The sequence below is a fragment of the Nostoc sp. NOS(2021) genome, assembly GCF_017115025.1.
Classification (GTDB): Bacteria; Cyanobacteriota; Cyanobacteriia; order Cyanobacteriales; family Nostocaceae; genus Nostoc.
Genome location: NZ_JABXKM010000021.1, coordinates 31,914 through 46,422 on the forward strand (window position 1 = coordinate 31,914; position 14,509 = coordinate 46,422).

The following is a 14,509-nucleotide window of genomic DNA, read 5'->3' on the forward strand; positions in this document are numbered from 1 at the left end:
AGGCAGTAAGGATTGATTTCTTACTACCTGCTCTCTCTAAAGTGCCAATAGATACTATGTATAATGTTTAATTAGTAACTAAGTCACTTCGTAAAATTACGCTTAATATAAAGTTCAGTACATTCCATTAGTAATATAATTTCAGACAAAATGCTCCAGTGCTATTACTGAAGAATAAGGTGGGTTGCATCCAAGTAGTTTTCCAAAAACTAAATTTTAATTGCTGGGAATCCTGGGAGCAAATTCAATTTACGCTTGCGATCGCACAACACGCCGTATTCTAACAAGCGTTACCCGAATTTTGCGACAAGCTGACCTGATTAATCAATCCAAACAGCTAGTTGTTAAGGGAATTATTACCTTGCCCTCTCCCTCTGACTTTCCTCAAGAATAAGTGAGGGTGTACAATACCTGCGCCTGCTCTTTTATTGGGTAGAAGTAACCTTTCTGAAAGCAAGTTGAAGTGTCAGAGGCGATCGCTACTCACTATCAATTGTGCCAAAAACCCCTTGCTCTGATTACAAGGGTAATCTTAGGCTGAGATACAGAAGTACTATTAATTTGCCAAAAACGACATTAATTTGCCAATTGCGACATTTAATTAACGAACGTACAAAAATCAACAAAAGCCAGCAGCGGGATTTGAACTCGCGACCTTCCGATTACAAGTCGGATGCACTACCACTGTGCTATGCTGGCAAGTTTGGCGATTACTCTCAAAAGCAACCACAATTTCTAATTGTACCATAATCAATTTATTTGTCTAGCTGCGATCGCTAAAAAATATCTGCCTCTTCAGAAATTAGGCTAGAAGACCAGAGATTTTGGCAAAATCGCTGTTTTTGTACGCCTAGATGGTTGAGTTAGGGTTGCAATTGTCATGAAACAGAAAAAAATCAGTGATTCTGATCACTGACAGGATTTACCCATTGAAAACCTGAAACCTCGATCCCCCCTTAAAAAGGCTACTGTGTACACACAAATCCTAAAAACCTAGCTTGATGAAGTTTGACTCGTTCCCATACGGAGTATGGGAATGCATTCATTGAGTCAGAGACTCAATATCTCAATATCTAACTGGAGGCAGCAGCCCCTAATCAGCCATTCCCATGCTCTGCATGAGAACGAAGGAACAATAGAAAATCGAGCTTTTTTCGACTTGTGTGTACACCGTAGCGACGCTTGCGGGGAGGGGAGACAAAGCACAGCTTTGGCTCTTTGAGGTTCTTCGGAACTGAAAGGTATATCAGTTGCCAGGTAGCCATTGACATCAGCTAATCAGAAAACACTGACACCAAGAGACTTTCAACCCTGTTAAGAGTTCCCTGTTATAATTAACCGAAAATGATATTAATGAACTGTCCCTCTCAATGATTCAGCATCAACGGGTTTGATTAGGTAAGTCTGCAATAGATGCCCAACTATGGAGGCTATCAAGGGTAATTTTTGGCAGAATTTTACAATTGGTGAGCGATTGCTGTTGTTAATCTCTGCTATTTTCAGATTAAGGTCAGAACACTGCTCCAATCGTCGGAAAAACTCTGGGTGATTTGTATTCAAAATCAACGGAAAAGCCCTTGCGGCGGTGTTATTCGTCTCTTCAATCACTCTGGTATTATATTCGCGCGGGTCTATCCCAATGGATTGATAAAACGTTGCCCGTTCAAATACTGTCAAGGTGTGAGTAGCAAAAACACTCAGCAAAAAGAAACGCACCCACAATCTAGCTTTCCAATTGTTCCATAATTGAGGTTGCGATCGCAGCAGCGCTTTGAAAAAATCTCCATGTCGATTTTCATCCTGACACCAACTCTCAAACTTGCGGAACAATGGATAAATTTGGTGTTCTGGATGTTTTTCCATGTGGCGATATACCAAGATGTAACGCCAGTAGCCAATTTTCTCGGATAGGTAGACTGTGTAAATAATCCACTCTGGCGGAAAGAAGGTATAAGTGCGATTTTTGGTTAAATAACTTAAGTCGAGGGAAAGATTAAAATCTGCCATTGACTTATTCAAAAATCCCGCATGACGTGCTTCATCCCGTGCCATAAAATTAAAGGCTTCTGCCAGAATGGGATTGCGGTTTTTCAGACGACGCGATAATTCTTTGAACAGCAGAAATCCCGAAAACTCTGAAGTACAGGAACGTTCCAAAAAGTCAATAAAGGCGACGCGTGTTTCTCCGTCAATGTGATCCCAACACTGTTTAAATTCTTCATCACGTACAAAGTGATCGCGGTTATAGTCTGCTCGTAACTCCTCTACAATTGCCAGTAACTCAGTCTCTTGCGCCGAAATATCCAACTGCGCCGCCGCTTCAAAGTCAGTGGTGTAAAACCGGGGTGTTAATAATGTTTCCTGAACAGGCGCTTTTACACCTGACTTCAGTAACTCAGGTTCAGGAGCCAGCGCGGTCTTCTCTACGAGACGCTGCGCGATGGGGGAAACCCCCATGAGCGACTGGCGTTGGGTTTTCAGAGACTTAACCATAAGAATCCTTTTATCTTTTTATGCCTCAAAATTTATATAACCATAAATAGTTGTTTGAGGACATCAGTTAAATTATTGAAAGTAAATTGTGAGAAATAAGCTTACCGCCTAAGCTAAACTTTGTGCATAACTTGTGCATAATTAATGACACATAATTACTTTTACTAGATGCAAATACGTTGACGATGGATATTCAAAAGTAGGACTTACGCAAAACTACACGCTGTAGGGGCAATTCATGAATTGCCCCTACGGTAAGTCAAACAATAAATAAATATTAATAACTTAATAGTTATGCAAATATTAATAGTTAAATAATCTTAGGAGAAATAAAAATAGCTGGGATTTGCATCGGCAGTGGTACTTGCTGGATAGAGTGATGCAAATCCTCTCTAAACCTAGAATAACAATTTCTTAGCTGGCACTGGTAGGCATCCTGAGTCGGTGACTGCCCAGAAACCTTGCGCTTGAACATGAAGGAAGCAACATGAGTAGCAATCTAGCCATCAAACTGCGCTCTGGAACTCAACAAGCCCACACATCAGCGGAAAATGTGGGATTCATGAAATGTTTTCTCAAAGGAGTTGTGGATAGAGACTGCTTTGCTAAGTTCTTAAGCAACTTGTATTACGTTTACAGCAAACTCGAAGCGGCATTAGAGAGCCATGTAGACGATCCTGTGATTAGTGCGGTTTACTTTCCCGAACTTAATCGCCAATCCTCGCTCGAAAAAGACATGGTGTTCTATTATGGGGATAATTGGAGAGAGCAAGTTACACCCTCACCTGCTGCCCAGACCTACATTGACCGCATTCGGGAAATTTCTGCTAGTGAACCAGCCTTATTGTTAGGTCATGCCTACACTCGCTACATGGGCGATCTCTCTGGGGGTCAAATGCTACAAAAAGTTGCTCAGTCAGCCCTGAAGCTTTCTGGCTATGAAGGCACATGCTTTTACAATTTTGAGCAAATTCCTGACAAAAAGGCATTTAAGGATAAGTATCGTCAGGCATTAAATGCATTACCCGTTGATGATATAACAGCAGAACGGATTGTTGCAGAAGCTAATAATGCCTTTGGGTTCAATTTACAGATGGCTCAGGAGTTAGAGGGAAGTCTAATCAAAGCACTCGGTCAAGTTCTGTTTAATAGCCTAACTCGTTCTCAAAATTCAGGTAGCACTGAAGTAGCTTAGTCATTAGTCATTAGTCATTAGTCATTAGTCATTAGTCATTTGTCATTTGTCATTTGTCATTTACTCCCTCATCCCCCTCATCCCCCTTGTCTCCCTCATCTCCCTCATTCCCCTCATCTCCACCACTCCCCACTCATACATTCATTGGAAAGCAACTCAATGGTTTTTCTATTACCTGGTGTCAAGTTTGATCTGGATCTGATCCAAAAGTACGACACTCGCGCACCCAGATATACCAGTTACCCGCCCGCTACAGAGTTAAGCGAAATATTCACCGAAACTGATTTTAAGGCCGCGATCGCAGCCTCGAATCAACGCAAAACTCCTATGAGTTTATATTTCCACATCCCCTTTTGCCAAAGTGCTTGCTACTTCTGCGGTTGTAACACGGTAATTTCTAACAATAAGAATATTGCTAAACCTTACCTGGAGTCTTTGGTTCAAGATATCAAAAACATCGCAGCTTTAATCGATCCAGACAGAAAAGTGCTGCAAATTCACTGGGGAGGTGGTACTCCTAATTACTTGGAGCCTCACCAAGTAGAACTTTTATGGAAAAACATCAATCGCTATTTCAACATCGATCCTCAAGCAGAAATCTCAATTGAAATTAATCCCCGCTATATTGATAAAAACTACATTTTATTTCTGAGACAGATTGGGTTTAACCGCATTAGTTTTGGCATTCAGGATTTTAATCGCCAAGTTCAAGTTGCTGTAAATCGTGTCCAGCCAGAAGAAATGCTATTTGATGTCATGAGTTGGATCAAAGAAGCTAAGTTTCAAAGTGTGAATGTAGACCTAATTTATGGTCTACCTTATCAAACCCGCGAGACATTTCGGGAGACGGTGAAAAAGACTATTGAGTTAGATCCTGACCGAATTGTTGTTTTTAACTTTGCCTATGTACCGTGGCTGAAACCCACGCAAAAAAATATTCCTCAAGAGGCGCTACCGCCAGCAGAGGAAAAGTTAGAGATTCTGAAAATGACCATTGAAGAATTGACGAATAACCAATATCTATTTATTGGGATGGATCATTTTGCTAAAACTAATGATGAACTAGCGATCGCTCAACGTAATGGCACTCTCAAACGCAATTTTCAGGGCTACACTACCCACGCTGAGACAGAACTCTTTGGTTTTGGTGCTACATCCATCAGTATGCTAGAAGATGCTTATGCTCAAAATCACAAGGAATTAAAGGATTATTATCAAACACTTGCGCTAGGTGCTTTACCTGTTAGTAAAGGTATCAAGCTTACTCAGAATGATATCATCAGACGGGATGTGATCATGGGTATTATGTCTCACTTTCAATTGCATAAGCAAGACATTGAAAACAAATATCATATCAATTTTGATGAATATTTCTCTGAGGAACTAGAGGCGTTAAAACCGCTAGAAGCCGATAGTTTAGTTAGTTTATCAAAAAATCACATCCAGATTACAGACATCGGTAGATTACTAGTAAGAAATATTGCCGTCATATTTGATACTCATACAAGAACACGAGAGTCAAAATTCTCACGCGCCATTTGATAAGCTATTCCATATTTAACTTGCATATCTTGGGCGGGCGAGACGCCCACCCCACAAAAAATGTCCAATTTCAGATTATGCAAACTAGATGTGGTTTAGCTGACAAATTTTGCTATTATCTCCTGAATCTACCTTGAAAACAACGGTTGAGGGAAGCTAATATGTTGCAATTATTAAAATAATTGTTGTGAGCAAAGTTGATTATCTGTAATTAAATATAAATAATCAATGAATGCTACCGAAATCGCTAGAGATTTTTAGGAGCAATATTGTAACGCATCTCCAAAAAGTTAGATAATATTTTTCCATCTTCAGATAGATATAAAAAAATATACATTGATTAATTTAGTAGTGTCTAGTTCCATAGCAAATAAGGTCTAGACTTATGTATTGAATAATTCCTGATTTATCGGCTAAAACTTTCGTTTAACATTTTTATGCTAGAAATGCCAATACTCATCCAAATCTTGATGTAAACTCTTTTGTCTAACTTTTGGATTTAGCATTTATCCCATCTGGTAGAAAGAATTTTGAATCAGAGTTGATAACTTAGATACAAGTGAGATTGTTGAGGCAGTTATGAGTATTATTGCTTGGGTAGTTTTAGGACTTTTGGCAGGTGCGATTGCTAAAGCTATTTATCCTGGCTATCAAGGCGGCGGAATTCTCTCCACAATGATTTTGGGTATCATTGGTGCTTTCGTCGGTGGAAGTCTGTTTACCTTACTACGAACAGGAACTCTGCAAATTACTGCGGCTGGCGCTGGGTTAACTCTTCCTGGTATTTTAGTGGCTGTGCTCGGTGCAATTGTTGCTATTTATCTATGGGGATTAATCAGGAGAAACAGCAACATCTAATCGCTGATTGCCAGTTATTAACACTGAACACGACTACTGTATTTTATCAGTCTTCTAGTTCACCAGTTTGAGAAGCTATCAAACATCAAATTAGCTCTATCTGGAAAGATGCTAGTAGACAATAAAATAGCCGATCCTTTCTGTAACATCATAATTTTTGGAAGTGTAAATCCATGTTTTTTCACAAGAAAGAGCCTATTCATGCAGTTAACGTTAGTGAAGCAAATCCTCGTTTTGCTCAGTTGCTTCTAGAGCAGTTTGGCGGAGCTACTGGAGAACTGAGTGCAGCTCTCCAATATTGGGTTCAATCATTCCATGTCGAAAATGCTGGAATTAAAGATATGCTCCAAGACATTGCGATCGAGGAATTCAGCCATTTAGAAATGGTTGGTAAACTCATTGAAGCTCATACCAAAAATGTGGATCAAACAGAGGCTTATAAGAGTACTCTCTTTGCAGTTCGAGGGGCTGGGCCTCATTTTCTAGATAGTCAGGGTAGTGCTTGGACTGCAACTTACTTGAATGAGGGTGGAGATGTAGTGCGTGATTTGAGAGCTAATGTTGCAGCTGAAGCTGGCGCTCGTCAGACTTACGAAGCATTGATCAAGTTGGCAACCGACAAAGGAACCGAAGAGACTTTAGTGCATCTGTTAACACGAGAAATTTCTCATACCCAGATGTTTATGAAAGCTCTAGATTCACTGGGTAAGTTGACAGATCCATTCTTTGGTAATATTAAGCCAGATGAAACTGTTGCTCTTTACTACAACCTATCTACAAACGGTGATGGTAAAGATGAGCGTGGCCCTTGGAATTCTGAGCCAACATTCAAATATATTGCTAATCCGCTAGAAAGTCACTCTTAATTCCATAGATTGATTTGAAGCAAAGAGATTTTTGGGAAATTCTTGAAAACTCCCAATTATCCTGTGGGTAAATAGCCCACCTTATTTAGCAATTGTTGGGCTGTTTAGCTACATCTCGTGAACAAAAAGATTCCCGACTTCTTAGAAAAGTCGGGAATTTGAGTTAATACCATTTCTTTTTGAAGATGCGCCTATAGAACTTACCCAAAACCGCGCTGTAGGGGCAATTCATGAATTGCCCCTACGTGAATAAAGCGCAGCCTCACATAGAATTGGTATAAGTATTTGGGTATTAGACTCAATTTAAAATAGCTATAGCTATACTGAAAAATTCAGAGCGATCGCCCCTTCATTATCTACCCCGACGTTTCGGAATTCATGCAGCGCAGTGATAATTTGGTTGTTGTGAAACCCTGGCCTTTCCAGAACGATAAATTCACAGTCAATGTCGAAGCCTGCGACCTCTGCAAGGCAAAATTTGAGAGCAGCACCGAATTAATTCAAGCACTACAAGAAGCTCCCATCAAGGTACTAGAGCGGACATTCGTTAAAAGTTAGATAGACACTTACAGCTTTTTTTAGCTAAATAGACCACGCAGTAGGGGCACAGCATTGCTCATGCCTGTTAACTTAAGCTAAAACCCTTTTAAAACCTCGTTTCCAGCCTCTGACTGGAAATGCTGCTTCATTGCGGCTCTGCCGCAAGTCAACAGGCGGCAGCCCTCCCATTAGGCATTAAGAGTCGGAGACTGGGAACGAGACAATCTTTAAAAGCTTGTTATAGACTGGCTTTCACTTTAAGTTGACACCCATGAGCATTGCTGGCCCCCTACGACAGATGTGGTTCAAATAAATAAAAATTGTTGTAAGTTGTCGCCACTATATTAAAGCCCCCAGATGGGGGCTTTTTGGTATTAGAAAATACAGGCGATCGCTAGGATAGCTGTATAATTTATGGCAAGTTTTTTATATCGGCTAGCAATATGCCAAAATTGCTTGAGTCGATTGTTCGCAGGTTTTTCAGGATATAAAGAGTTTGAAAACACGCCCTAGTTGCCCTCTGCTAACGGCTAAATACGCATATCTATCAGGTATAATTACAGAGGTTTTATATAAGTACTATTGCTATGAATAAGATGTTTAACAAAATCTCAAAAATAAGTTTTTTGTGCATTCATGAAATTAATCCAGATCCTAAAAGTAGCTGTAATTCCTGTTTTGACTGTATTTAGCTTTCTTTCTACATCAAATACAGCACTAGCTGACTACTTAACAAACAACGGGATAGGAGGTAGATACCATTATGAATTATGGTCTACCGATGATAACAAGGATTACTACTTGAAAACTTGGCCAAATGATCAAGGAAGTCCAGAAAGTGCTCCATCATACTGCATAACTCGACATTTCTCCTCTAGTAGGGAAGCTCTAAGTTATATAGGGAAGCTCTAAGTTATTTTGATTCTCTAGGGAGGTAGTCCAGTAAAAGATGAAGAGAGTTTCAGACTCTTATTTAAACCCGGATGGTTCCTGAGCCTGTCGTTCGCGTAGCGTCCCGCAGGGAAGGACTGAAACTGAAGCTACGTGTAGACGAACGCGAGTGCGTCTCCAAGAGTTGGGGACTTAAACCCTTTAATTTACGATAAAAAAGAGCCAGAGAACTAACTATCTGGCTCAAAGCTGGAGACAAAAGAATCATCAAATAAAGGCTAACTTGGGTAAGAACCTAAATTCTTCCCAGGTTATGCAGCCCTAAGACAGCGCCCACTCCTAAGATATGACCAAAGGCGGCACTTGCTAAAAAGGCTGGTAAACCAAAATCACCTAAGAAATTGCCTAAGGGTAGTTTTGGTTCTGCGTTGGGATACTTGATGGTAGATTTGCCAATGGCAATGGCAAGGAGATTAGCGAGGATTATAATCAGCCCAACTATAGGACTCCATTCCAGGGGTGTGGTTGCAGCAGCGAGTAAGGTTGAAGTAAACACCTGATTTGCTCCTGAAATTTATTAATGGTTGAAAATATAATCTGAAATTTTCCGAAGCAAATTCCAGAAAGTACCCAATTTTGCATCAATATTTAACAGTTATTCTTACTACTTAATACAACCTGAGTTCAACGCGGTGAGTTAAGTGTGGTAACTGGTTTGAACTTCAATGTGATAAGTAGACATTTTTAAGTTTTAAATTATACCAGATTATCAAATGCCAAGGAGAATTAATCGGAGTTCATCTATACAGCAATTCCAAATTCAAAAGTTGAGGCATGGGTGCCTACCTACCGTTTTGCGGCAGCAACTTCACAATCTTGCTTTTCACACCCATCCTGGGGACTGATGAATTCAGGGGCTAAGGGAATTACTAGGGACTGAGAAGGGGACACAATCACGGGTAGACGCTCCCTTCATGTCTTCAAATTGACAACATCCTGCTGTGTAACCCATTCCTCAAACAAGCGAGAACCTAATGTATAGGACTCGTCATCCAATTGCCGAATTACACCAGTACCAGCAATAACTTCTAATGCGTCTGCCACCTTGACTCGGCTGAAACCTGTGTATTGTGCTAAATCTTGCGGAGTTCCTTTGTGGTGCTGCACAAGGGCATAATAAACTTTGCGTTCATCTTCGCCAAAACAACCAGACAGATGTTCTGCATTCCACCACGCTGAAAAGTCTTTGTCATGATGCTGTAGCAATTTGTCGATGAGATTAGCGCGGGTTTGTTGTTGGTGGTTAGAGTCAAAAATAATATTTAAAGCTTGTTGCGTCAGGTAGGGATGGCAACCCGACCATTCGATAAGTGAGGTAATTTTTTCCTCACTCAAAGATATTTTCTCTTGTTCGGCGCGATCGCTAATTAATTCTTTGGTTTCATTATCCCTTAAAGGAGCCAACCATTCAATTTCTGCTATGTTTAATAATGGCGAACCGACGCGCTGCTGATACTCTTTCAAATCTCGATAGCCCGATAGTAAAAGACCCAAGCAAGGTTTGATGGCAGTGTCGGTATCTTTTAAACCGCGTAGGTAAGACCAAGCATCAGTCGCCCAATTCTGGCGCACAATGAACTCAGCGCCATCGATGAGAAAGCAAACTCCTTGAAAATTTAATTTCCGCAGTTCTTCAGTGGTTTTTAAGAACGCCAACCGAAAGCTATCGTTATTTAAACGTCTTTCGGAGTCGGGATTATTAATATTTAATTTGATATTCAGTTGTTTGAGAAAACTCAGGGTAACTTCGCCACTCTTAATTTGACTGAGAAACTCGCGATACATTTGCCGAATTTCCGTCAGAGGAACTTCTCGCCAGCATTCTATAGCTTCGCGGAATCTAGCAATCAGAAGATAACGCAGATTGTCTAAATCTTTCGGTTGTTCCAATTGGAGGTCAATTAGTACGGGGAAGGCGCGGCGAGGATAATTAGTGTTTAGATTCAGCAAATTCCACTCTACAGCACGTAAAGCACTCGTTTTACCCAAACGCCGTCCGCCTAAGAGAATCCGTACCTGGAAGGGTGACTTAAGCATTGTGTTGATTAATTCGCTGCGTCCGAAGAAGTGGGAGGGGTCTGTTATGGCGACGCGAAAATTATCAAAAGGACGTTCTCCTACAAAATTCTGCATTGCTTGATTTCCTCTTCTGTCATCTGCATTTGAATCCACCGTGATAAGAGAGGAATTCGGATATGGTAGAAATCCTGATGCTCAACTTCCTCCTGATACAACAATCCAACATTTATGAGCCAATTACAAGCGTCTAAGCACTGGTTGGCTGTGAACTGGTTTCTGAGTTGGTTGAGTAATGTTGTTTCTGCTATCCTGTCTCGGTAACATTCGTTACAGGCGATGGTGCGGAGAATGGTAATTGCCACTTGAAAGTCGCGTTTTTCTAAATCTTCCCAAATGCTTCTTTCTAAGTAATTTTTTAACTCACCTGTCTGGCTTAAAGTCTTTTCTAAATATGGTTCTACCATTGCCCATTCAATGAGCATATTTCCGTTGACAACAGGTTTAGTATTATCTTTTATCTTTTCTGTTAAAAAACGAGCTAGTTGGCGAGAAACAAAGGGATGTCCACCGCTTTGATGATGGATTTGTTGAGGAGTTGTTGTATCAAACTCTAACCCCATTAATTTGCCTAGATTAACCAACATTTCTTGTGTTTCTTCTGCTGAAAAAGGAGGCAAAAATATTTCTTTGAAGAAGCTAAATACAGGATTAGTTGCAACTCCTTTTTGCTCCCACGAGTTAATGCGATTGCAATCTGGATGCACATCAGCCACAAGCAGCGACATTTGTAGCTGTTGTTGGCACAACACGCGCAGCGCCCCAAAACAAACATTAAATTCTTCAGCTTTTTCGCGGCTGTCTTCTGATGTGGGAATAATTCTTTCTACTTCATCTAAAAAGCAAAGGATGGGCAATTTATATTTATGACTTTTCTGGATGACACGGACATACTCACTGATGCGTTGAATAAATTCTCCAGTTAACTCTGCGGCTGATTTATCTGAAGAAAAAAGTTCAAATTGAGGAAGTGGAATTTCAGTTTCTAGAGTAGATAGACCCTGGAGAATATCGTTAAATAAAGCAGCACCATAGCGAGAACCACCATAGCGTTGCAAGTCAATGTGTACGATGGGATATTCGCGCAACATAAAGCCTAATTGGAGAAGCACGGAAGTTTTACCAGACTTGCGTAATCCAAATAGTCCCACTCCTTGATATCTTAGTAGTTCTTCTCCCAAGCGTTGCAATAGTTCTGTGCGACCGAAAAACGATAAGGTGTCACTAATGGCGTTCTTGTCATCAAAGAAATCAGCACGCTGGAGGTAGCGATCGCAATATTCTTCCAGCAATCCTCTACATTCATATTTATTGGGTAATGCTTTTTCTATTGATGTTAGCGGTATAGGAATTAGCACAAAATGGTCGCGTAACCGCACCTTAGCTATTTCCATTCTGGCTGTGGTATCCGGGGGAACTTTGTATATCAAAATCCCAGCTTTTTGAGTGTGTTTTGTTGAGAATTTTTGGGCAATTTGTACTAGACGTATAACATCTTGGTCAGTTGGCGTGTCAACAGTTATTAAGACAGGTAAAGGCGTGTAAATGCTGAGACTACTTTCAGTAATTTCGATTGTCAGGTCGAGTGAATTCTCACGTTTTATCTTGGCATCGATTTGTTCTAAAAACTTAGTTACCAAATCTAAAGACTGAGTTTTCTGTTCGTGTTGTTGCAGCAGTGGCTTGACATCTTGTGTCCATTCTTGTGGCAAACGTAAATTTAATAGCTGAACAAATTTATCGCTCAATGTATGGTCTTTGCTGTTAGCGGCGTATTCAATTAATCTTTCACGCAATACTAAAGCAGTATCTAAAGGAAGTAAGTTTGCTAATAATAAGTAAACACCGCGAAATCTGGGATCATTAATGTGTTTGTTTACAATTTCTTGAACTTCTTCACCTTCACCGCGAAAGTTTTGCAAAAGGAAGAATTCCATAATTTTGTCGTGGCGAAAATACCAAGTTTTCTGGGATTCTCCTTTATTTTCCCGTTGACGGCTGACGACCATCTTATATTTTTCATCTTCCATACTGGTTAATTCTTGTTTGAATTCATCACCAGGGATGGCGCTTTCGTCATTCAGCCGCATTTGGTAAACTGCTTGAGAAAATTTCTTTAAAGGGAATTCGTGTTGCCATTCTCGCTGGTATTCTGCCGCCATCAATTGATATTGCTGTTCTTGCAGGCGAAACAAATTTGGTTGCTGGCCTTGTGATAGCATCAGGGCAACCAGCGTTAAATCCATCGGGTTGGAAAGGATGCGCTTCGCTAGTGCTAAATCTTCTGGGGATTGTTGCTCGTTGAATGCTTCTGCAATGTAGTTGGAACAGGCTTGTTCGTATTCAGTCATGCAACCAAACCCCTCAGTCCCTTTCCCTGTGAGGGAAGGGGAATGCGACTCTCTTGCAGGTTGGATAGTGTTTAAATCAGAGTCACCCATCCCAATCTCTAATCCCCTATTTCCAGTCACCAGTCCCCAATAACGAGAAAGCAAAAACTGCTGGATTTGTTCGGGCTGCAATGGCTGCAATTCATATTTTTTGGCTGTAGTGGGCGGTATCCACTCTAGGGGCTGGGTTGTCATGATCATATTGCCCCTTAAATAGCTTTCGGCAAACTGAGATACTTTTGCCCGCGTGTCGGCTGTAACTTCGTTCAGTCCGTCAATACAAATATCAAACGCCCCATTATAAATCAGGTTTTTGAGGAACTTTGCATCTTCTGCCTGTCCACGTAGTTTGGCATAAATTGCTTCAATCACCCCTTTGTCACACTTTTGGGCGGGGAGGTAAACAACTATGCGCTGGGAGTTGTTCACCAAATGCCGCAGAAACATTGATTTGCCTAAACCAGAGTCGCCTTCTAAGACGATTTGTCCTTGGAGAGTGGGCAGTGCTTGGGTAATAGGTTGAATTTCTGGTGTTATGTTATCTGTGAAATTTGTCTTCGGCTGCACCCGCTTTTGCAAAAATATATTTGTCATTGCGTTGGCAAAACGCCTGACTGCAAGGTACGCAGCGACAGCGTAGTGAAGCAATTGCAAGCTTCGGGGATTGCTCCCTTGTCTCGCATTTGCCCCTTCCCGCCTTGTTGTCAAAATCTTATATTTATCAGGGCTTAAGGGTAAGGCGTTACCTCGTGGAAGCTTGACATAAGATTCAGCAAAATAAGTTTGTTCAGTAAAATTGTCTAATCCTGCATCTGCTAGCAGCAAAGGTTTAAATGGTTGCAACAATCTGCGACGCAGCCAAGGAACCCAAGTTAGGAGTAAGCCGATGTAACCAAAACCGAGAATTTGCCGTACCCAAGGGTTCCAGAAAAAAGGTGCTATAAATTGGGTAAGTTTAGGATAGGCAAGGATGAGGGTAAGCCAAATGGCAAGGTGAATAAAGATGACTTTTGCGAACAGCAAAAACCCGTATTGAAATTCTAGATTATCGATTTTTGACTTTACCGTATCTGCTTCTGTAAAACCAGCAAGATTCTTGTAATGAGATCGAAGTAACTTAATATCTTGCCATTTACAAGAACTTTTTTTAGTAACTGTGGCAATTTGCTTTGCCAAATCTGCTCGTAATCCCCCCAAATCTTGACTAACATCCCAAGTCTTGATAAAAAATTGTAGTGTTTCATGGCACTGAAAATGTTTTACATAATCATATTTTCCTTTAGGTTCATCTAATGATTTAAGTAGAGTTTTAACCTGCTCAGTTCCGCCCCCAAGAAAATAAGTTAAAAAGCGCCAATATTCATTGTATAACTGACCGTCGTAATAGGCATTATCCAGAATGACAACTATCTCATTGAACTCTAGTTTTCTGGTTTTTCCCAAAGCTGATGCCGCACTGTAACGAAGTTGAGCCTCAACGCTTTTATCTTTGAGGAAGTTAAGGATGTCTTTGACGTAGGGTGTGGCTGCTGTTCCCAATTTCCCCAAAGCTGATGCCGCACTGTAACGAAGTTGAGCCTCAACGCTTTTATCTTTGA

At 40.7% G+C, this 14,509-nt stretch carries 9 protein-coding genes, 1 tRNA gene and 2 pseudogenes; 6 read left to right on the forward strand and 6 right to left on the reverse strand.

The genetic code is table 11. The features are described 5' to 3' along the window. Positions 1–220: 220 nt before the first annotated feature. Complete coding sequence (locus HWQ41_RS01295; protein WP_292759198.1) at positions 221–394, forward strand: hypothetical protein; 174 nt, start codon at positions 221–223, stop codon at positions 392–394. A 233-nt stretch (positions 395–627) separates the two neighbouring features. Here the strand turns inward: HWQ41_RS01295 and HWQ41_RS01300 are convergent. Together HWQ41_RS01300 and acsF are read right to left on the reverse strand one after the other, a co-directional pair. Next, positions 628–699, reverse strand: a tRNA-Thr gene (locus tag HWQ41_RS01300). Between the two features lie 651 nt (positions 700–1,350). After that, positions 1,351–2,457: a magnesium-protoporphyrin IX monomethyl ester (oxidative) cyclase gene (gene acsF, locus HWQ41_RS01305; RefSeq protein WP_292759223.1), complete on the reverse strand. Its 1,107-nt coding sequence runs from the start codon at positions 2,455–2,457 to the stop codon at positions 1,351–1,353. 523 nt (positions 2,458–2,980) lie between these two features. Between acsF and HWQ41_RS01310 the strand changes: the two genes are divergently transcribed. The 5 genes and pseudogenes from HWQ41_RS01310 to HWQ41_RS01330 all read left to right on the forward strand — a co-directional run. Further along, entirely contained in the window at positions 2,981–3,688 is a 708-nt protein-coding gene (locus HWQ41_RS01310) for a heme oxygenase (biliverdin-producing) (RefSeq protein ID WP_292759201.1), read from the forward strand. A gap of 159 nt (positions 3,689–3,847) precedes the next feature. After that, positions 3,848–5,230: an oxygen-independent coproporphyrinogen III oxidase gene (gene hemN / locus HWQ41_RS01315; RefSeq protein ID WP_292759204.1), complete on the forward strand. Its 1,383-nt coding sequence runs from the start codon at positions 3,848–3,850 to the stop codon at positions 5,228–5,230. A 579-nt stretch (positions 5,231–5,809) separates the two neighbouring features. Next, complete coding sequence (locus HWQ41_RS01320; RefSeq protein ID WP_292759207.1) at positions 5,810–6,088, forward strand: GlsB/YeaQ/YmgE family stress response membrane protein; 279 nt, start codon at positions 5,810–5,812, stop codon at positions 6,086–6,088. A gap of 173 nt (positions 6,089–6,261) precedes the next feature. Further along, positions 6,262–6,954 carry a manganese catalase family protein gene (locus HWQ41_RS01325; RefSeq protein ID WP_292759209.1) on the forward strand — a complete coding sequence of 231 codons (693 nt, stop codon included), beginning with the start codon at positions 6,262–6,264 and terminating at the stop codon, positions 6,952–6,954. Positions 6,955–7,332: 378 nt separating this feature from the next. Further along, positions 7,333–7,512, forward strand: a pseudogene (locus HWQ41_RS01330) (DUF3891 family protein); the annotation flags it as partial. Between the two features lie 356 nt (positions 7,513–7,868). Here the strand turns inward: HWQ41_RS01330 and HWQ41_RS01335 are convergent. From HWQ41_RS01335 to HWQ41_RS01350, 4 genes and pseudogenes are all read right to left on the reverse strand, one after another. Beyond that, a complete protein-coding gene (locus tag HWQ41_RS01335) occupies positions 7,869–8,000 on the reverse strand; it encodes a hypothetical protein (RefSeq protein ID WP_292759211.1) in 132 nt (43 codons plus the stop codon). Between the two features lie 680 nt (positions 8,001–8,680). Then, positions 8,681–8,941 carry a photosystem I reaction center subunit PsaK gene (psaK, locus tag HWQ41_RS01340; RefSeq protein WP_292759214.1) on the reverse strand — a complete coding sequence of 87 codons (261 nt, stop codon included), beginning with the start codon at positions 8,939–8,941 and terminating at the stop codon, positions 8,681–8,683. A 416-nt stretch (positions 8,942–9,357) separates the two neighbouring features. Then, a complete protein-coding gene (locus HWQ41_RS01345; protein WP_292759217.1) occupies positions 9,358–10,578 on the reverse strand; it encodes an ATP-binding protein in 1,221 nt (406 codons plus the stop codon). A 1,655-nt stretch (positions 10,579–12,233) separates the two neighbouring features. Beyond that, a pseudogene (locus HWQ41_RS01350) lies at positions 12,234–13,439 on the reverse strand (PBS lyase); the annotation flags it as partial. Positions 13,440–14,509: the final 1,070 nt, after the last annotated feature.

Bases quoted from the DNA above. Each gene is read 5' to 3' on its own strand.
- acsF (WP_292759223.1), bottom strand. From the start codon at position 2,457: ATGGGGGTTTCCCCCATCGCGCAGCGTCTCGTAGAGAAGACCGCGCTG.
- HWQ41_RS01310 (WP_292759201.1), top strand. From the start codon at position 2,981: ATGAGTAGCAATCTAGCCATCAAACTGCGCTCTGGAACTCAACAAGCC.
- hemN (WP_292759204.1), top strand. From the start codon at position 3,848: ATGGTTTTTCTATTACCTGGTGTCAAGTTTGATCTGGATCTGATCCAA.
- HWQ41_RS01320 (WP_292759207.1), top strand. From the start codon at position 5,810: ATGAGTATTATTGCTTGGGTAGTTTTAGGACTTTTGGCAGGTGCGATT.
- HWQ41_RS01325 (WP_292759209.1), top strand. From the start codon at position 6,262: ATGTTTTTTCACAAGAAAGAGCCTATTCATGCAGTTAACGTTAGTGAA.
- HWQ41_RS01345 (WP_292759217.1), bottom strand. From the start codon at position 10,578: ATGCAGAATTTTGTAGGAGAACGTCCTTTTGATAATTTTCGCGTCGCC.